The 20,241-nt window shown below is 41.6% G+C and carries 15 protein-coding genes and 1 tRNA gene; 11 read left to right on the plus strand and 5 right to left on the minus strand.

What is annotated here, in order from left to right:
- Positions 1-3,606: cobaltochelatase subunit CobN (gene cobN, locus V7K50_RS27420; RefSeq protein WP_334965679.1), on the plus strand; the 3,606-nt coding region annotated here is incomplete at its 5' end.
- 9 nt (positions 3,607-3,615) lie between these two features.
- Positions 3,616-4,845: a peptidoglycan-binding domain-containing protein gene (locus V7K50_RS27425; protein ID WP_334965681.1), complete on the plus strand. Its 1,230-nt coding sequence runs from the start codon at positions 3,616-3,618 to the stop codon at positions 4,843-4,845.
- Between the two features lie 131 nt (positions 4,846-4,976).
- Here the strand turns inward: V7K50_RS27425 and V7K50_RS27430 are convergent, their stop codons facing one another.
- From V7K50_RS27430 to lipA, 4 genes are all read right to left on the minus strand, one after another.
- Entirely contained in the window at positions 4,977-5,432 is a 456-nt protein-coding gene (locus V7K50_RS27430; RefSeq protein ID WP_334802855.1) for a Fur family transcriptional regulator, read from the minus strand.
- Between the two features lie 407 nt (positions 5,433-5,839).
- Positions 5,840-7,090 (minus strand): RNA polymerase sigma factor SigC, encoded by a 1,251-nt coding sequence (sigC, locus tag V7K50_RS27435; protein ID WP_334965683.1) that lies wholly within the window; start codon positions 7,088-7,090, stop codon positions 5,840-5,842.
- 798 nt (positions 7,091-7,888) lie between these two features.
- Entirely contained in the window at positions 7,889-8,824 is a 936-nt protein-coding gene (locus tag V7K50_RS27440; protein WP_334965685.1) for an NAD(P)H-dependent glycerol-3-phosphate dehydrogenase, read from the minus strand.
- A gap of 45 nt (positions 8,825-8,869) precedes the next feature.
- Entirely contained in the window at positions 8,870-9,748 is an 879-nt protein-coding gene (gene lipA, locus V7K50_RS27445; RefSeq protein WP_334965687.1) for a lipoyl synthase, read from the minus strand.
- A gap of 137 nt (positions 9,749-9,885) precedes the next feature.
- On the opposite strand from lipA, the gene V7K50_RS27450 reads away from it, so the two are divergent.
- The 8 genes from V7K50_RS27450 to V7K50_RS27485 all read left to right on the plus strand — a co-directional run bounded on the left by V7K50_RS27450 (position 9,886) and on the right by V7K50_RS27485 (position 18,132).
- A tRNA-Pro gene (locus tag V7K50_RS27450) sits at positions 9,886-9,959 on the plus strand.
- Between the two features lie 506 nt (positions 9,960-10,465).
- Positions 10,466-10,606 carry a hypothetical protein gene (locus tag V7K50_RS27455; RefSeq protein WP_334965689.1) on the plus strand — a complete coding sequence of 47 codons (141 nt, stop codon included), beginning with the start codon at positions 10,466-10,468 and terminating at the stop codon, positions 10,604-10,606.
- Between the two features lie 204 nt (positions 10,607-10,810).
- Positions 10,811-12,580, plus strand: a complete 1,770-nt coding sequence (locus V7K50_RS27460) for an N-6 DNA methylase (RefSeq protein WP_334965691.1) — start codon at positions 10,811-10,813, stop codon at positions 12,578-12,580.
- 3 nt (positions 12,581-12,583) lie between these two features.
- Complete coding sequence (locus V7K50_RS27465; RefSeq protein ID WP_334965692.1) at positions 12,584-14,506, plus strand: restriction endonuclease subunit S; 1,923 nt, start codon at positions 12,584-12,586, stop codon at positions 14,504-14,506.
- Positions 14,506-16,233, plus strand: coding sequence for an AAA family ATPase (locus V7K50_RS27470; protein WP_334965694.1), 1,728 nt, complete (start codon positions 14,506-14,508; stop codon positions 16,231-16,233). Before V7K50_RS27465 ends, V7K50_RS27470 begins: the two co-directional genes overlap by 1 nt.
- A gap of 55 nt (positions 16,234-16,288) precedes the next feature.
- Entirely contained in the window at positions 16,289-17,050 is a 762-nt protein-coding gene (locus V7K50_RS27475) for a hypothetical protein (protein WP_334965696.1), read from the plus strand.
- A gap of 67 nt (positions 17,051-17,117) precedes the next feature.
- The gene (locus V7K50_RS27480; RefSeq protein WP_334965698.1) at positions 17,118-17,546 is read left to right on the plus strand and encodes a hypothetical protein; all 429 of its coding nucleotides are present in this window, start codon (positions 17,118-17,120) and stop codon (positions 17,544-17,546) included.
- Between the two features lie 271 nt (positions 17,547-17,817).
- Positions 17,818-18,132, plus strand: a complete 315-nt coding sequence (locus V7K50_RS27485; protein WP_334965700.1) for a YkvA family protein — start codon at positions 17,818-17,820, stop codon at positions 18,130-18,132.
- Positions 18,133-18,178: 46 nt separating this feature from the next.
- On the opposite strand, the gene V7K50_RS27490 is transcribed toward V7K50_RS27485, so the two are convergent.
- Positions 18,179-18,424: a hypothetical protein gene (locus V7K50_RS27490; RefSeq protein WP_334965702.1), complete on the minus strand. Its 246-nt coding sequence runs from the start codon at positions 18,422-18,424 to the stop codon at positions 18,179-18,181.
- Between the two features lie 243 nt (positions 18,425-18,667).
- Between V7K50_RS27490 and V7K50_RS27495 the strand changes: the two genes are divergently transcribed.
- Positions 18,668-20,218, plus strand: a complete 1,551-nt coding sequence (locus tag V7K50_RS27495) for a mercuric reductase (protein ID WP_334965704.1) — start codon at positions 18,668-18,670, stop codon at positions 20,216-20,218.
- The last annotated feature ends 23 nt before the right edge of the window (positions 20,219-20,241 follow it).

Genomic DNA, 20,241 nt, shown 5'->3' on the forward strand with positions numbered 1-20,241 from the left:
ACTTCGGAACTCGGTTCATCGACTTCGGAACTCGGTTCATCGACTTCGGAACTCGGTTCATCGACTTCGGAACTCGGTTCATCGACTTCGGAACTCGGTTCAACGACTTCAGAACTCGGTTCAACGACTTCAGAACTCGGTTCATCCACTTCGGAACCTCAAATCTCCCAATCCCCAATCCCCAGTCCCCAATCCCCAGTCACCAATACTTCGGCTTACCTCGGCTTCGCTCGGCACAAGTCGCTCAGTACAAGTCCCCAGTCCCCAATCCCCAATCCCCAGTCCCCAATCCCCAAAATCGGCATCCTTTTCTACCGCGCTCATTATTTAGCGGGAAACACCAAGGTAATTGATGCTTTATGCGAAGCTTTGGTACAGAAAAATTTACAACCAGTGCCAGTGTTTGTTTCCTCATTGCGTGAACCCGATGTGCAAGTTGAGTTAAGTGAATTTTTTCAACCCAAAGAAGGTGAATCAATAGCTGTGCTGCTGAATACCACTAGTTTTTCTCTAGCACGCTTGGAAAGCGAAACACCCCAAACCGAACTGTGGCAAAAATTAGATGTGCCTGTGTTGCAGGTAATCCTCAGTGGTGGATCAATTGAGCAGTGGGAGTCACAGTTTCAAGGGCTTTCTCCCCGCGATATTGGGATGAATGTGGCGCTACCAGAAGTAGATGGGCGGATTATTACTCGTGCTGTGTCTTTTAAAGCATTGCAAACTCGTAATCCCCATTTAGAAACAGATGTGGTAATTTATGAACCAGTTAGCGATCGCATCGAGTTTGTTGCTAAACTAGCAGCAAATTGGGCGCGTCTACGTGACAAACCACCCCAAGAACGGCGAATTGCCCTAATTTTGGCAAACTACCCCAACCGCAATGGCCGCCTCGCCAATGGTGTAGGACTCGATACCCCAGCTAGTTGTGTAGAAATCCTCCAAGCTTTACATCTGGCTGGGTATAAAGTAGAAAACCCCCCTGCTCAAGGAGATGAGTTGATTCAACGGCTAACAGCCGGCGTAACCAATGATCCAGAAGGTAGAGAATGGCTTCCGGTACATCAAAGTGTCTCTTGGGAAGAGTATCAAAAATATTTCGCTTCATTACCGCCAGCAGTTCAGCAAGGTATTAGTGAACGGTGGGGACTGGGGACTGGGGACTGGGGACTAGGGACTGGGGAAAAGAAAAATGGGGGAGACAACAGGAATACCCAATCCCCAATCCCCGTTCCCGGAATTCAACTCGGCAACATTTTCGTGGGAATTCAGCCAGCAAGGGGTTATGATCATGACCCCAGTTTGAATTATCATGCACCGGATTTAGAACCAACCCATGCTTATTTAGCCTTCTACTATTGGGTGAGAGAATCTTTTGGTGCTGATGCTGTAGTTCATGTAGGGAAACACGGCAATCTAGAATGGCTACCGGGTAAAAGTCTGGCTTTATCCAGTAATTGTTATCCAGAAGTAGCTTTTGGCGCACTTCCCCACCTGTACCCATTTATTGTGAATGATCCTGGTGAAGGTTCCCAAGCCAAACGTCGCGCTCAAGCGGTGATTATAGATCATTTAACGCCGCCCATGACTCGCGCGGAACTCTACGGTTCTTTGCAACAGTTAGAAAATTTAATTGATGAGTATTATGAAGCGGACAGTTTAGATCCTTCCCGTTTACCAGTGATTCGCGATCGCATCCACGAACTGGTGATCAAAGAAAATCTCCATCTAGATTTAGGAATCCAAAATGAAACAGAAATTTTTAATTCTGAATCTTTAATTTTAAATTCTATCGGTGGCTACCTTTGTGAATTGAAAGAAGCTCAAATCCGCGACGGCTTGCACATTTTTGGGCAATGTCCCCAAGGAAGGCAGCTACGAGATTTAATAGTAGCGATCGCTCGCATCCCCAATCGCCATTCTTCAGGTATTACCCGTGCGATCGCTCAAGATTGGGGACTAGATTTCGATCCTCTCACAGCCGATTTGTCAATGCCTAGTGGTGAATACTCAATAGTCAATGGCACAGAATGCCGTACCCTCGGTGATATCGTCGAAGTCCTAGAAGAACACGCCGCCCTCTTAATAGAACAACTCCTAACTCCTAACTCCTCACTCCTAACTCCTAACTCCCCACTCCCCATTGTCCTTAACTGGATACGCGATCGCCTCCTTCCAGCTTTACAACAAACCGATCAAGAAATCACCCATTTATTACACGGACTCGATGGCGGATATGTCCCCAGCGCTCCATCTGGCGCACCCACCCGTGGCCGCCCCGAAGTTCTACCAACAGGGAGAAACTTTTATTCTGTCGATATTCGCGCCATTCCCACAGAGACAGCTTGGGATATCGGTAGAAAAGCGGCTGAAACCCTCGTTGAATATTACACTCAAGAGCATGGTGAATATCCTAAAACACTAGGTTTATCATTGTGGGGAACAGCCACCATGAGAACAGGCGGTGATGATATCGCCGAAGCCTTAGCTTTACTCGGAGTCCAACCAGTATGGGATGGTGCAGCGCGGCGAGTAGTAGATTTTGAAATTTTGCCCCTAGCGATTTTGGGGCGTCCCCGTGTCGATGTCACCTTACGAATTTCAGGATTCTTCCGGGATGCTTTTGGCAACTTAATTGACTTATTCGATCAAGCAGTGTCAGCAGTAGCAGACTTAGATGAACCGCCAGAACAAAATCCCCTTGCAAATGCAGTTCGCCAAGAAACTGATTTATGGACAAGCCAAGGTTTAACTTTACAAGAAGCCGTGGTGCGATCGCGCTATCGCATCTTTGGTTCTCGCCCAGGTGCTTACGGCGCCGGACTCCAAGGTTTAATTGAATCCCAAAACTGGACAGACGACGAAGATTTAGCCCGCGCCTACATCAACTGGAGTTCTTACGCCTACTCCTCAGGAAATGGCGCAGAGGGGGAAAATGGAAAAATTTCTTCCCAATCCCCAATCCCCAATCCCCAATCCCCAATCCCCAGTCCCCAATCCCCAATCCCCAATCCCCAATCCCCAGTCCCCAATACCGAAGCCTTCAAACAACGCTTGTCCCAAATGCAAATTGTCCTCCACAATCAAGATAACCGTGAACATGACCTACTCGATTCTGATGATTATTACCAATTTCAGGGTGGCTTAACAGCTGCGGTGCGTTCTCTACAGGGGAAAAATCCCCAAACTTATTTTGGTGATAATTCCATACCTGCCCAACCACGCGTTCGTCAACTAAAAGAAGAAATTGCCCGGGTGTATCGTTCTCGCGTAGTTAATCCCAAGTGGATTGCAGGAGTCATGCGCCACGGTTATAAAGGGGCATTTGAAATGGCGGCGACAGTAGATTTTTTATTCGCCTACGATGCAACAGCTAAATGTGTCGAAGATTATATGTATCAAGGCATAGTAGAAGCTTACTTGCTCGATCCAGTTGTCTCCGAATTCATTCAGGAAAAGAACCCTTATGCTCTGCGTGATATTGCTGAAAGATTATTAGAAGCACATAAGCGCAATTTGTGGGAAGATGTAAGCATAGGAACATTAGAAGCTTTGAGGAACCTAGTACATCAAGCCGAAGCAGTTATCGAAGAAAAATCAATGGTGTAGGAAACAAATATGGAGAATCTTGCGTATTTGCACCTAGCTTTCGCCTACGAAGACAGCACACCCAGTGAATTGGTCTCCCTCAGTTCTTTGTTTAACAAAGCAGCTGCACCAGACTGGAAACGGCTATCTGGTAGGGCTTGGAAGTATATGATGCCCCTTGCTCTGTCTCTGTCCATTCTTAGCGCTGTCAGCAGCGTTATGGCACTGGAAAAAGGCGATCAAGGCCCTTCTGTGAGAAATTTACAACAAAACTTGAAAACAGCAGGTTTTTACCAAGCTTCTGTTACCCAAGTATATGACGCATCCACACAACAAGCTGTGCGGCGCTTCCAAAAGGCCGCTGGTTTACCAGTGGACGGCATTGTTGGAGCAAGCACCCTGCAAAAATTAGAAGGCTGGCAAGGCAAAAATCCCAGTACTACGACTACACAAGCTAAAAATCCCAGTACTACGACTACACAAGCTAAAAATCCCAGTACTACGACTACACAAGCTAAAAATCCCAGTACTACGACTACACAAGCTAAAAATCCCAGTACTACGACTACACAAGCCAAAAAGCCCAGCACTACTAGTTCAGCTAGTTCAGCCACCAGTAAGCGCCAAAATCCCAACTACCTGACAAAGGGGGATGAAGGTGAAGATGTGAGGGTTTTACAAGAACGGTTAAGAATCGCAGGCTTTTATTACGGAAACGCCACAGGAATATTTGGCCCAATTACCGAAGAATCTGTCAAGCGGTTCCAAGATTCTTACAAATTAAGCGTTGACGGAGTTGCTGGCCCTGCAACATTGCATAAATTGCCAGGAATTGGCATCGGTGATGGAGAAGAGGCTCCCAAAAAGGTAGTCAATCGAGATAAACTCCGTGTAGGCGATCGCGGTGAGCCAGTTAGAATCGTTCAAGAACAGTTGATCCAAGCAGGATATTTAGAGGGAGAGCCAAATGGCTACTATGGCCCCTATACTGCCGATGCTGTCAAAAGATTTCAGGCAGCTAACTTCTTAACAGCAAGTGGTGTTGCTGGCCCAACTACGCGAGCTAAATTATATAGCTCAGTTAATACTGCTAGCAAAAGCGAATTTAATACCCTAGAAATCCAAACCCGACTAAGGGAGCGGGGTTTTTATAAAGGCAAGCTGAATGGTGTGATGGCAGATGACACCAAAAAAGCGATTAAACAAGCCCAGGAATTCTACGGGATCAGTCTCAAGGATCTTAAGGGCGGACGCTTTTAACATCCGCTTTGGTGTTGTTAGTATCAGTCCTCAACTCATTGCTAGCCTCTAGTAACAGCAAATTACGAACTGCTCAAAATTCCATTTCTTTGGTTAATTTGAGTAGTTTTGTCTTTTTATCCACCCAAGTGCTAAAGCGGCATCAGCGCCCGTTGGCACTTGGGACACACTGCATGGATAGTCATTTGACAGTCAAGCAGGTGAAAGCCTTCTTTTTGAGCGGTTTTCGACCCAATTTTTAAGATAGAGTCATTTTTAAACTCAATAGTTGAGTTGCATCTAACACAAATTAAGTGATGGTGATGATGTGGATAGGGTTGGTTGATTTCATAATGTTTATGTCCCTCGCCCAGTTCTAGTTCCCGTAAAATTCCCATCCTTGCCATCAACTTCAAACTCCGATAAATAGTTGATAGGCTGATCCCTTTACCATCAATTTCTAACCGATGATAAAGATCCTCCGCACTCAAATGTTCACCTTGCGGAAGTTCTTGAAAAATGTGTAAAATTGTTTCGCGCTGGGGAGTTAAACGCCAGCCTCTTTCGTTCAGTTCTGCCTTGAGTGAAGTAGTTGTGTAGACAGTCATACTAATAGTTCTCAACAAAGCTTGTTAGTTGAGAATATAACAAATCTTGGGAGCAATTTGCAACAATCATTGCCTATTGAGAATTTATATTAAATATTTAAGAACAATTCATCAAATCTTGATCAAAATTCAAGTAATAAGCTGTAGTGCATTTAATTTGCATACAGCTAATAGTTAGGATACTTGTAAAGATTGCATCCCTTGACTTTAAATTTTGAATGAGTTAATTTTGAATTTCTTAGTTGCTCGCCATATTCAAGATATCTAGGGGAAACTCTTGTAGGATTAAATGCAAATTATTTGCTATAAGCCTTGAAGAGACTTTTTACCTGGGATCAAATCAGCCTTTTGTCCCTAGTCATTTGTCAAGTGTAGTTTTCTAATGACAAATGACTAATGACAAATGACTAACTTAGAGATTCCAAATAGTCGCGGATGAGGTTGCGGCGCTTGGGTTGACGGAGCTTTTGCAAAGCCTTGGATTCAATTTGTCGCACTCGTTCGCGCGATAAGTCAAGAGCGCGGCCAATTTCAGCTAAAGAGTAAGGATGACCATCAGCCAAACCAAACCGCATCAAAATTACATCCCGTTCCCGGCTAGTCAAATCTGATAGAAGATGATGCAAATCTCTTTGTAAAGATTCTCGCATTAACATCTCTTCTGGGGTTACACAGTCAGTTTCGAGTAATTCGCCTAACTCAGTGTCTTTATCCTTGCCTACTTTGGTTTCCAAAGAAACCGAGCGAGGAACCCGCAGCAAAACTTCTCGGACTTGGGTCGGTGTCATCTCTAACTCAGTTGCTAAATCTTCTAAAGTTGGAGTGCGACCTTTTTCTTGAGCAATTTTGCGTTGAGCCTTTTTGATTTTGTTTAATTTTTCGGTAATATGAACCGGTAGGCGGATTGTGCGACTAGAAGTAGCGATCGCTCGGGTAATTCCCTGACGAATCCACCAGTAAGCATAAGTACTGAAGCGATAACCCTTAGTTGGGTCAAATTTTTCTACAGCCCGCTCCAAACCGAGTGTACCTTCTTGGACTAAATCCAACAATTCCAAACCGCGATTTTGATACTTCTTGGCAACAGACACAACTAAGCGAAGATTCGCCTTAATCATGTGTTCCTTTGCTTGCAGTCCTTGGATCTGAACTTGCTCCAACTCTTCTACAGTCAACTTGGCGATTTCAGCCCAGCGACGTTTACCATCTGCCAAAGTTGGCCTAAGATCGGATAAAACTATATCAGCAGTAGCAGCCCATCTTTCCAAAGACGGGCGATGTCCCAATTCGGAAGTAAGACGTTCTTGAACTTCAACTAACCGAAGATAGGGCGTAATTACTTCATCCCCTTGCTTTGCGGCGTTAGCAAGTACTATCCGCATCCGCAAGTAGCGCTGGACTTTTTGAGCTTCTGAAACCTCTTCATCGCGCCCTAACAAGCGAACTCGACCAATTTCTTGAAGATATAGACGTACTAGGTCTGTACTCCGACGGTTAGTATTCGCAGCAAAGTTAGCATTTTCAACAGAAGCCATTTCTAGCTCCTGTAAGTCATCTACAGATAACTCACTGTCATCAACTGTGAGATCCGAGTCCAAAGCCTGGCGGGACTTTCTGGTATTGTGGGGGGCATCTGCATAAAAAGATGTTGCTGGCATAAGATCGTCTCAATGGCTCCAGGTAACAATAGATTACGGTCAGCTTAGATTACGGTCAGCTATTCAACTGTTGCTATTGTTCCCGCAATTTACGGCGAACTAACATGGTTGAAGGTTCCATCACAGTTTTTTTAGAAATTAACTGTGAGGGTTTGATTGGATACAGGATTACTGAACTTAATCGGCTGCTAAATTTTTGATTAAACCAATAGCTATTCAAATCCACAGCTAGGCTTTCAATATTTCAACTACTTAGTTAACATTTCAACCTTGACGGTTTTTGATAGTACCTTTTGTAACACAGTATAAACATCCTTCAGTGAATGTCATCTTTATAATTGGCATAGTCACATTTACATGGCTACAAAAGTCATATCCTGACGATTTACTAATTTTTTCTCAGGATTATTCAGGTATAAGTAGAACTAATGAATATCGGGGAAGTGATTAGTGTTCATGGCAAAAATTCTATTGACACGGAGATAGAATAGGTGGATAAATTATCAAAGACTCTCTCCGTGTCCTCTTGCATATCAGCCTTAACCTGCCAACTTAAACTTAATGGACTACTAACTAGTAGTCTGTCCCATTGATTTTGATCAGTGAGGGGGTTAGATCCCCGACTTATTGAAGAAGTCGGGTATCTCGCAGCCATCAGAATTAATGCGATGAAGCACTAGTAGTCCATCAAGCTAAGGAAAGCGTGGTATGTAGTAAGCACTGAAGTGCTTAACATAAGGACTTTAGTCCTTACTACAAACTTATTTAGCCAGCATAGTTGACTTGACAGACTACTAACTAGTAGTTGTATTCTGGCTTGATATCTCGCAGCATCAGTTCATCAAGTGCTTGTCGGGGTGTGATTTCGCCTTGAAGTAACCGATAAACTTGCTCGGTAATTGGGACTGCGATGTTTTGTTGCTTGGCTCGTTGCATCAAAACCCGGCAAGTGTTCACTCCTTCAGCAGTTCCTTGTAAATTTGCAAGAGTTTCTGTAAGTGACTTACCACCAGCTAGCTGATAGCCGACTTGGTAATTGCGACTTAAGGGACTATTGCACGTTGCTAACAAATCTCCTAGACCCGATAAACCATAAAATGTTTCGGTCTTTGCACCCCAGTTATTGCCGATGCGAACCATTTCTGTCAGTCCACGGGTGACTAAAGCAGCTTTGGCATTGGTTCCCAGTTGTAAACCATCGCACACACCAGCTGCGATCGCAATCACATTTTTCAATGTTCCCCCCAATTCCACCCCCAAGGGATCGGGATTGGTATATACCCGGAAACGATGAGAAGAAAAGACTAACTGTACTACTTCCGCAGCCGTGGGGATGTTACTGGCTACCACTGTGGCTGCTGGTAATCCCATTTGAATTTCTTTTGATAAATTAGGCCCAGACAAAACAACCACTGGATGGTTAGGGAATATTGTTTGCCAAATTTGTGACGGGGTACAGGTGGTTTGGGGGTCTAAGCCTTTCGTCGCCGTCACAAAAATTGTCTCTGGAGAAATGGGGAAAGATTGGACTTGGCAAGCAACATCTCTCACACCAATCATTGAGATAGCCGACAGGACTATTTGGACATCTTTTAAAACTACTTGGAGAGTTTGGGAACCTTGACGCGACCACACACGCACCTGATGACCATTGGCGGCGGCGATATTTGCCAGAGATGCACCCCAAGCACCTGCACCCAGAATTGCAACCGATAATTTTGAGTTGGAGTACATCTGCTCACTCATAACTGATAACTCATAACTCCTAACTCCTAACTTTTAACTTTTAAATCGGGGATAACGTTCCATTAATTCCCTAACTTGTTCAGCATGATATGAGCTTCTTGTCAATGGTGAAGAAACAACTTGTAAAAATCCGATTTCTTCGCCGAATGCCTTCCAATCTGCAAATTGTTCTGGGTTGACGAATTCGTTTACCTGCAAATGTTTTTGACTGGGTTGGAGATATTGCCCAATGGTCAAAATGTCGCAATCCACAGTTCGTAAATCTTGCATGACTTGGCGAATTTCGGTGTCAGTTTCACCGAGTCCAACCATGATGCCGGATTTAGTGTATGTGCTAGGAGAAACTTGGCGAGTGCGCTGCAATAATTCTAATGTGCGATCGTAATTTCCTTGGGGACGCACCCGGCGATAGAGGCGTGGGACAGTTTCGGTATTGTGGTTTAATACCTCTGGCGCAGCTTGTAGAATTATCTCTAGAGCATCCCAATTACCGCATAAGTCAGGGATTAGCACCTCAATTGTGGTGTTTGGTGAAACAGAGCGAACCGCATTAATACACGCCACAAACTGAGATGCACCACCATCAAGCAAATCATCTCGATTTACAGACGTGATCACTACATGATTGAGTTTCAGGCGGCGAACAGCTTGGGCTAATCGTTCAGGTTCGGTGGGGTCTAGTGGTTTCGGTTTTTTCTCAAAATCAATATCACAGTAGGGACAAGCGCGTGTACAAGCCGGTCCCATAATTAAAAACGTGGCAGTCCCAGCGTTGAAGCATTCACCAATATTCGGACAGGACGCTTCCTCGCAAACTGTATTGAGGGCTAAATCCCGCAAAATTTCTTTAACATTACCGATGCGCTCACGCCCAGGTGCTTTCACCCGCAACCAGTCTGGTTTTACAGTCACAATCCGCTTTTACCACTAGAGTTATACAAATTTAATCGTAGCAAGCAAAGCCTTTGATGAAGTGATCATATATAGATGTAATTCTGATATTTGGCACAGATTGTGATATTGTTATATTTAGAATGCCATTTTTCTGGCGGGATGTGGCGCAGCTTGGTAGCGCACTTCGTTCGGGACGAAGGGGCCGCTGGTTCGAATCCAGTCATCCCGATTTGTACTGTCGAATAACTAATTATTTGTCAACTGCTCTCGTATGAACTTAAATGTAGCTGACCTTCTTTGAGTGGAGTAGGAGGCTCAGTTATAATATCACCATAATTTCAATATATCTGCAAATATTCAGGATAATCCCGAACGAAGTGCGCCTTTCAACCCTCCCAAAAAGCTTGCAATTTAAATAAAAATTTCTATATTCAGTTGTCTAGCGCTCTTTTATCTCTCTGGTGAGAGAATAATCAAGGCTCAATGATGAAGGTCGTATGTCGTGAGGAAATTAACGATCGCATACCCATAAAAACCGCAAAACGAATCTCAATAAGCAAAACCCTGTCTTAACAAAGGTTTCAAGTTTTACTCTGGCGAGTGTAATAAAAGAGCGCTAAGGATTGTTGTCTATTAGCCTATTTGCTCTTGGCATCATAATTACTCACAAATCCTGACTATTTGGAATTCGTAAAAAAAGTGCAAAAATAGACGCCAGTTCTCTGTTAACATCTAATGTCCAGTCACATTATCGGTAAAATGTACAGGTCAATTAGTAAACAGGCTATAAACGAATGGCACGAAGAAAAGGTGAAACTTTTGCTAGTGATGGGTGTAGAAGAAAAGCAAACACCTACTGACTCCGTTGTATATTGATTTAAAACTTAGTTCTTGACCATGCTCCCCCTACACCCTGACACTCAAAAGCCAATCATTTTAAGGGTTTGCGCTTTTCTTAGTGCCATTTGGCTACAAGTAAGCTATCACCACTCACTACACAAGTTATAAATATTAGTATAGTAGCTAATGTTTTTGATACTGTTCTAGCAAGCGAGATAATTTAGAAGTTAGAGTTTATTTATGTCACTTACAAGTACCATTAAAACCATCCAGGACATCATGCGTAAAGATGTTGGCGTAGATGGAGATGCACAGCGCATGAGCCAGCTCGTTTGGATGTTATTTCTCAAGATTTTAGATGAGCAAGAAAAGCAAATTGAAGAAGTACAAGATTATACTTCTCCTATTAAAGAAGAATTTCGATGGCGCAACTGGGCTGCTGTAGAAAAAGAAGACCAGAAAACTGGCGATCAACTTATCGAATTTATAAACAATGATTTATTTCCTGGATTAAAGGATATTAATAATTATCGAGGTAACAGTAAACTCCGTGAGGTAATACAGAGTGTATTTGAGGATGCATATAACTACATTAAATCTGGCTCTTTACTACGTCAGGTTATCATAAAAATTGAAGAAGATATTCCGTTAAAGAGTTTTGAAGACCAAAAACATCTTGGAGATGTCTACGAAAAATTGCTTAAAGATTTACAATCAGCAGGCAATGCAGGCGAATTCTACACACCGCGTGCTGTGACTGAATTTGTTGTAGATAGAGTTGCACCTAGAATAGGTGAAACCATACTAGATCCGGCGTGTGGTACTGGAGGTTTTTTAGCACAAGCAGTAGACTATCTCAACAAAAGTAAGAGAGAAGAAAGTGCTGAAACTCTACAAAATATCCAAGATGCGCCCCGTGGTATTGAAAAAAAGCCTCTTCCCCATCTGCTGGCAGTGACTAACATGATTCTGCACGGTATAAAGGAGCCATTTCGCATCGAACGTAAAAATACACTTGATCTTTACACAGACTGGACTGAAAACAATAAAGTTGATATTGTTATAACAAACCCACCTTTTGGTGGAATGGAAGAAGAGGGAATTGAGAACTCCTTTCCTAATGAGTTTAGAACTCGTGAAACAACAGATTTATTTATTTATTTTATATATAGTAAAATGCTTAAGAATGGCGGACGATGCGCCATTGTTTTGCCTGATGGATTTCTATTTGGTGAGGGTATAAAAAGCCGAATCAAGGAAGATTTAATGGAGAAATGTAATCTCCATACGATTGTCCGTTTACCCAATGGTGTATTTAATCCCTACACTGGCATCAAAACTAATATCTTATTTTTTGAGAAAACTGATAAAGAAAAAGACTCTACACAAACCATTTGGTTTTACGAACATCCCTACCCAGAAGGCTACAAAAACTACTCTAAAACGCGCCCTATGCAATTTAGAGAGTTTCAAGCAGAACAAGAATGGTGGGGTGATCTTTACGATACTTTGACTTATGAAAAGCGGAATGAGAGCCAACACGCCTGGAAGATTGATTTTAGGAAAGAAAAGACGGAGGCACTAGCGGAAGCAGAACCGTACTACAACAAAGCCAGAGAATATGAAAAGCAAAAGCGGGAAAAAAGTGAAGAGATTAAGGAGTTAAATGCTGCAATTAGAACGCTGCGAAGGGAGGTAATAAGTTTAAAGTCTAAGGAAGAAGAAAAACAGGTTTTAAAAAAAGAAATCGAAGTGAAGCAAGAGTTAATCAAAGTTTTCAAACAAGAAGCTGCTAAACTTGAGCGTCAAGCAAAGGATGAACAAGATTCAGGCGATCGTATAAAATATGCGATTTATAATCTTGATCGTAATAATCCACATACACAAGAAAAAGTATTAGATGTAACCGAGCTAATTTTGGAATTCGAGCAGATCCAGGCAAGAATTTATAAAGCCCAAGAACAGTTAAAAGATAAACTTGCACAGGCTCTTATTCGAGAGGTTGAGTAACTAATGAATGTGCAATTATTTTTGAGTAAATTTTTAAATATCGTTACTGGTTCAACCGATTTTACAGAGTTACGTAAACTGATAGTTAGGCTGTCAATAAAAGGAAAAATAGTTGATTCTTTTAAAGAAGATGAAAAAGCTGCATCGCTAGTAGAAAATACATATAAAAGAGTAGATAAATTTGAGATTGAACTTCCATTACACTGGAAAATTGTTAGTCTAGGCGATGTAATTCAACTAATTTCTGGTCAGCACTTAAAACCTCAGGAGCAAAACAGAGAAGGTAGAGGCATACCTTACGTCACTGGTGCCTCTGATTTTGGAGTTCTTTATCCAATCATAACTAGATGGACAGAGGAAGCAAAAAGTGTTGCTGATAAAGGAGATATCCTCATATCCGTCAAAGGCACAATAGGTAAACTCAATCTCGTTAAAGAAGAACCTATTGCTCTTGGCCGACAAGTTATGGCAATTAGACCACTGCAATTGTATCCGAAATATATCTATTGGGTTCTCTTCGATAGAAGCAGCTATTTTAGAGGAAAAAGTATTGGTATAGCTATACCAGGAATTAGTAGAGAAGATATTTTGAGTTTAGAAATGGGTGTGCCGCCCATTGCGGAGCAGAAACGTATTGTTGCTAAACTTGAAGAATTAATGGCACTTTGCGATCATCTTGAAGAGCAACGAAGTCAACTAGAAGAGATTCGGCAGAAGTCCATAAAAGAGTTGCTTGATAGAATTATCAGGGCTTTAACGAATGATAAACTCCTTGAAAATTGGCAGATATTACATAGTCATTTTTCAAATTTATTCGTTACGAGTGAAGCAATCTCATCATTGAAACAAGCAATTGTACAGCTTGGCATAGAAGGAAAGTTAGGAACCCAAGTTGATGCAGAGGAATCTGCTCAGGATCTTTTGATTAAATTGGAGCGTGAATATGTAGAAAAACTTAGAGCTAAAAATGCAGATAAAAGAATATCAATAAAAGCCATCTCTGAAGGGGAAATAAGGTTTACCTACCCTTCTTATTGGCAAATAGTGAGGTTTGGGCAGCTAGTACTGAGTTCCGAATCAGGATGGAGTCCTCAATGTGATGAAATACCAAGAAATAAAGACTCAGAATGGGGAATTTTAAAGGTTAGTGCTGTAACATGGGATAAATTTTTACCACATGAAAACAAAGCTTTACCTAAGGATGAAAAGCCTAGACCAAGCATTGAAGTTAGAGATGATGATTTCTTAATATCAAGGGCAAATACACCTGAGCTTGTTGCTAAAAGCGTGGTGGTGATAAATACGCCGCCGAAACTTATGATGAGCGACAAAATTATCCGATTAAACTTTAGCTCTTTCGTAGATAAAAGATTTTATAACTTATTCAATAACTCAAAACTTGGTCGAAATTATTACGAAAACCATGCAACAGGAACGAGTAGTTCTATGCGAAACGTTTCTAGGCAACTGATACTAAATATGCCTGTTCCTCTTCCGCCATTGAATGAACAGAGATTAATTGTAATAAAAGTTGAGAAGCTCTTGACATTATGTGAGTATTTAAATGAAGCTTTAAAAGAATTCAATTTCATAAGAGAACAGCTATTAATTGCATTATTAGAAAGTGTTCTGTACGATGAGTCTGTTGGCAAAATTACGGGTTTAAAAAAAGAGCCTAATAGAGCGACAAAAAATCTTACTGTTTCAATAGAAATCAATTTATCTATGGGCAAAGATATTTCTAATACAAAATTAGCCAAAATTCTTGGAATAAATGATGGGAGAATGGAGGCTAAAGAACTTTGGAAAGCTTCTGCATTAAAGAATATTGATGAATTTTATGCTTTACTTAAGCAAGAAATAGAAGATGGATTTATTCAAGAACCAGATGTCGCCGAACTTAAACTGGTGGAGACTGACGAATAATGCGTATAAAGCGGCTGAAAATTCCATGCTTTAAAAACCTCAAAAATCTCAATATGGAGCCTGAAGACTATACAGCACAGGTGGTGATCGGTCAAAATGCTACCGGTAAATCCAACCTGATGGAAGCGTTGGTTGCAATTTTTCGCCATTTGGATTTGGCTGAGTCTCCCCCTTTTGATTATGAGTTGGAATATACTTGTCGCGGTCATCATGTGATAGCACGAGCATCTTCTGATAAAGTCATGATACAAGTCAAAGATAAAGAAACTGGAGAAGAACAAGAAATAGAGGCAAATGAATTTGCTCATCAAGCTCTCGAATATCTTCCTGCACAAATATTTGCCTATTATTCAGGTCGCAATGAGCGTTTAGAAAAACTATTTTTTGAACATCAAAAGCGGCAATATCTCAAACTTCGGGGTCAGTATGTTGAGAATGAAGAAGGAGAATTTGAATATAGGTCAGAAGATGTTTTGTTGCGCCGATTATTTTATTGTCGAAATGAGCATAGTTCTTTAATTTTGCTCGCTTACCTAATTGAACTTGAGCGAAAAAAAGTAAAAGGCAAGGTTGATACTGTAAAAAAAGAACTGGATTTGCTCAAGGAATATTTGCAAGTAGGCGGGATTGAATCAGCATTATTTGTTCTTCGAGAACCTCATGAATTGCCAAGTGAAGATATTGATGATTTAGATAGAGAGTTGACAGAGGTAGAAAGTCCTGGTGATGAGCGTTTTTGGAATGCATCTGGAGTTATCGCAGACTTCCTTGCAACTTTATGGAAGTATGCTCTGGCACCAATTTCAGAGGAATTAGATAAACCGATTGACTTTCGTGGGCATACTGAACAACAGGATACCTTATATCTCTACTTGGATAAAAAGCGACTTATTAATGCAGCAGAGGAGATAGGTGATGTAAATATTTTTTTTCGCCAACTTGAAGGTATTTATATGGCAGGTTATCTCGACGAAGTTCGCATCCAGGTTCATCGAGAGGGTACTGGAAATCCTTTGGGATATAAGGAACTCTCCGAGGGTGAGCAACAACTTATGACGGTTCTGGGTCTTCTTCAATTTACTCGTGATGATGAATCTCTCTTTCTTCTTGATGAACCTGACACGCATCTCAACCCAATATGGAAATATAACTATTTCTCATTAATGATTGATGATGTACTGGGTAGCAAAGAAGATTACCTAGAGAAAAATCAGTTGTTTATTACTACACATGACCCCTTAATGTTAGGCTCTCTTCTTAAAGAGCAAGTATTGGTTCTTGGAAAATCATCTAACGGTACAACAGCAGAACACCCCCATCAACATCCAAGGGGTATGGGGTTTAGCAACTTGCTTCGGAGTGAAATGTTTGGTCTACGCTCAACTATTGATCCAAAGACCTTAGACGATCTGGATGATCGTAACTTTTTAATCGCAAAGCGCAGTAAAAGTGGTCTTAGCCCTCAAGAAGCTGCAAAACTGGCTGAACTTCAGGCTCGTTTGGAAGAATTAGGGTTTGGGCGAGAATTTCAAGATCCTATGTATCAATTATTTATCGAAAAGATGTATGAGCATAAAAAGCAACCAATCGATAAAGTTCTAAGTAAGGAGCAAATAGAGCAGCAAGCAGAATTAGCTGAGAAAATCGTTCAAGAACTCATCCATAAAGAAAAAATGGATGAATTATCTGATTTAGCAAGAGAGTTGAAAATTCAGATCAGCGAATAGTTTAAGAGGATTCATGAGATACGTTATAGTTACTGGAAAGCCACCTGATACATGGTTGGAAGAAGCTGAACAATTAACAGAGCAACTTAAAAATGCTAGTTCAGAGGAGGAAAGGAAACAAATAATTGAGAAGAATGAAAAGCACTGGAGAAGTAATACTTTTCGTGATTGGCTAATTGATCAGTTTAAGGGGAAGTGTTGGTATAGTGAGGCTAAAGAAAGTGTATCTTCCTATCATGTAGATCATTTTCGCCCAAAAGGACGAGTCACAAATATTGATGGATCTTTTCGTGAAGGTTATTGGTGGTTGGCTTTTGAATGGAATAACTATCGTATCTCTGGAGAACTTCTGAATGTTAAAAAAAGAGATCTGTTTCCTCTCAACTATGGAAGTTATGCACAGCCATTCGATACAAAAGGACTGGAAATTGAAGCACCTATATTATTAGATCCGTGCGTAGAGGACGAAGCGTCATTGATATCTTTTAATGAAGTAGGAGAAGCTATACCAGCAGAAGGTATTGATGACGCAGATGAGTGGAGAGTAGACAAAACAATTGATATTCTTGGATTAAACAAACTGGGACGTTTAGTAAGTAACCGCTCTGCTAAATGGAATGAATGTCTTTTGGAAATTATTGAATATAAAAAGCCTTCTGAGGAAGACAACCATCAGGCGTTAAAACTAGTCCGAAGAGCATCGGCAGTTAGAAAACTTAAAAAAATGGTTAAATATGAAGAGGAATTTTCATCAGTTGCTCTGTCATGTATAACAAAGACAGCCCCTGAGTCTTTATATAAACAAGTAATTAGTTAATATTTAACAAAGTAAATATATTTCACCGCCACCAAAAGCAAGCATTTGAAACTTCACAAAGTATAAATTGTTTTTCCACCAGCTACAAACCCGCGATGATAAAACAGGTAATCGAGGATATGCGGTTGGCTTTGAGGGGTTAGTGGATTTTGTCCACTCAGCAGCACCGCAAAATCGCTTTGTCGAGGAAGTTGTGCGGGAAGAAATGAAGATGTTCCCGAAACAGGCTTTACGAGAACTTATTGCTAATGCGCTAGTGCATCAAGATTTTGCCGATATGAGCAAATCAGACCGAATTCGAGCTTGCTACCAACATTGCTGTCTGCTGTATGTTAGCAATCAACCGATGTCTAACCAAACCTTACGGGAGCGGTTTCGTCTAAGTGAGTCAAGAACAGCAACCGTTTCTCTAATTATAGAAGCTGGCTTGATCAAGGCAGACGAATCAGAATCAACCTCTACCCGCTATGCTCGCTATCTCCCGTTTTGGGCATAAAAGTGTTTTAACGCAAACCGAGATGAGTAACCATCAAAGCCTGAAACCCTTACGGAATAAGTAAAAAAGTGTTTTAACGCCAACAGGGACAAGCCAAAAATACGTCGAAAAATTGCAGACGCGGTTCGCCTACTCCACAAATAGCGATCGCATCTATTTATCTTTGTTGATATATGACCAGTAGCGTCTTCCAGACTAACTAGGGCGGTTATTCACACCGGGAATTTTTAGCATAATTTGTCAAAATTAAAGATAACTAGAGGTTCAAAATATGAAATTTTCAATCCAATCACTTTACACCTGGTATCGCAATTTGCTTCGTAATCCCAAGTACCGTTGGTGGGTAATTTTAGGAACGCTAGTTTATTTGGTTAGCCCAATTGATATTGCCCCAGATTTTATACCCGTTGTGGGACAGATTGATGATGTTTTTCTTTTGACCTTGCTAGTTAGTGAGGTGTCTGGGTTAGTGATTGAAGGCTGGAAAGCTCGTAAGGGTGATGTGGATACCGAAGTACCTAATACTAATGAGGGGTCTACCTCCACTGCAAGCACTATTGATGTTGATGCTGTTTCTGTTAAGTAGATTTAATCAAACAGTGGGTAGGCTGGTGACGATAAATTGCACCCTACTACCTATTTTTTATATCAGTCAAGGTGATGAAGAAAACAAATAAAAAGCGAATAGTGGGATTTTTGATATAGCAGTTATCGTTTACGTGAGGTACACCCGTAGGGGCACGGCATTGCCGTGCCCCTACACCTCGTGATGTAACGTTGTACTGCATCTGAATGGGAACCGCTATAGTAGTTTTAATTCGGCACTGATTTTTCATCCGATAGCTGCTTTCACTTCCCTTTACGAAGACGATAGTCATTCTGAAACCCGCGCATGCGGGTTTAGTTTGTATTGCCCGATACTTCTAGTCTGTTCGCGTAGCGTGCGCCTTAGCGCAGGGCAATCCCCGAAAACAGGATGCTCCCAGTTCCAATCTGATCTGTCAATTCCCAAACAGACAAAACAATTCAAAGGTTGTATTCCTTATTAAACAAGTATAAAAAATAAAAGACTGAACCGCCTAAATTTATCGGGATTATTAATTTTAAAAGAGGTTTTGCCAATGAACAATTCAGACTTAGAAAGAGTCACAGTTCGCCCAATGGATGAGTATAACCAAAAATTGGTGTCTTATGTCCATCCGCCAAATTGGGTTAATCCTCAACCCGCCGATGTTTACGATTTGGTAGTAATTGGTGCTGGTACGGCAGGATTAGTAGTTGCGGCGGGTGCGGCGGGTCTGGATTTGGGTTTAAAAGTGGCGTTGATTGAAAAGCATCTCATGGGTGGAGATTGCTTAAATGTTGGTTGCGTACCATCTAAAACTATTATTCGCTCTGCCCGCGTCGTTGGCGAAATCTGGGATGCTCAAGACTTGGGAGTTAATATCCCCCAACATAATATTGATGTTGATTTTCCGAAAGTTATGGCCAGGATGCGGCGGATAAGGGCTGATATCAGCCATAATGACTCGGTGGAGCGGTTCTCATCGTTGGGTGTCGATGTCTTTTTGGGTAGCGGTCGATTTGCAAGTAAAAATACTGTGGAAGTTGGCGACAAAACCCTCAAGTTTAAAAAAGCTGTAATTGCCACTGGCGCAAGAGCTGCACAATTGTCGATTCCAGGAATTGAACAGGCGGGTTATCTAACCAATGAGACGGTTTTTTCCCTGATTCAACGACCGGAACATTTGGCGGTGATTGGTGGCGGTCCCATTGGTTGCGAATTGGCGCAAGCTTTCCGGCGTTTGGGTTGTGAGGTGGTACTTTTTCATAGCGGTTCTCATCTTCTGAATAAAGAAGACGCTGAGGCGGCTGAAATTCTCCAAAAGGTTTTGATTAGCGAAGGAATTCGCGTGGTACTAAATTCCAAATTGGAAGAAGTGGTAACAGTTACTGAGGGGAAACGACTTTATTTTTCAGCCAATGGTCATCGAGATTCGGTGACAGTGGATGAAATTTTAGTGGGTGCGGGGCGATCGCCAAATGTGGAAGGTTTAAATTTAGAATCAGTAGGGGTAGAATACGACAAAAACCAAGGTGTGAAGGTAAATGATTACCTCCAAACGACCAATCCCAAAATTTATGCAGCTGGCGATATCTGCATGAACTGGAAGTTTACCCATGCTGCTGATGCGGCGGCGCGGATTGTAATTAAAAATACCCTGTTTTCTCCCTTTGGCTTGGGACGCTCGAAACTCAGTAATCTGGTGATGCCTTGGGTAACTTATACTGACCCAGAAATTGCCCACGTAGGGATGTATGAACACGAGGCGCAGAAATTGGGTATTGAGGTGACCACAATTAAGATCCCTTTTAGTAGTGTAGACCGAGCGATCGCAGATGGTGAAGAGTCAGGATTTCTCAAAATCCACCATAAAAAAGGGTCTGATGAAATCATCGGTGCAACCATCATCGCCAGTCATGCGGGTGAGATGATATCAGAAATAACTACGGCAATGGTGAATAAGATCGGTTTGAGTAAGTTAAGCAATGTGATTCATCCTTATCCCACTCAAGCCGAAGCTATTAAAAAAGCAGCTGATACTTATCGTCGTACACTCCTGACATCAAATACTAAAAAATTGTTGGGATTTTTGACAAAATTATCTTGACCAAAATTAGTGAACAGTCAGGT

Origin of the sequence: Nostoc sp. (assembly GCF_036917135.1) — a bacterium.
Classification (GTDB): Bacteria; Cyanobacteriota; Cyanobacteriia; order Cyanobacteriales; family Nostocaceae; genus Nostoc.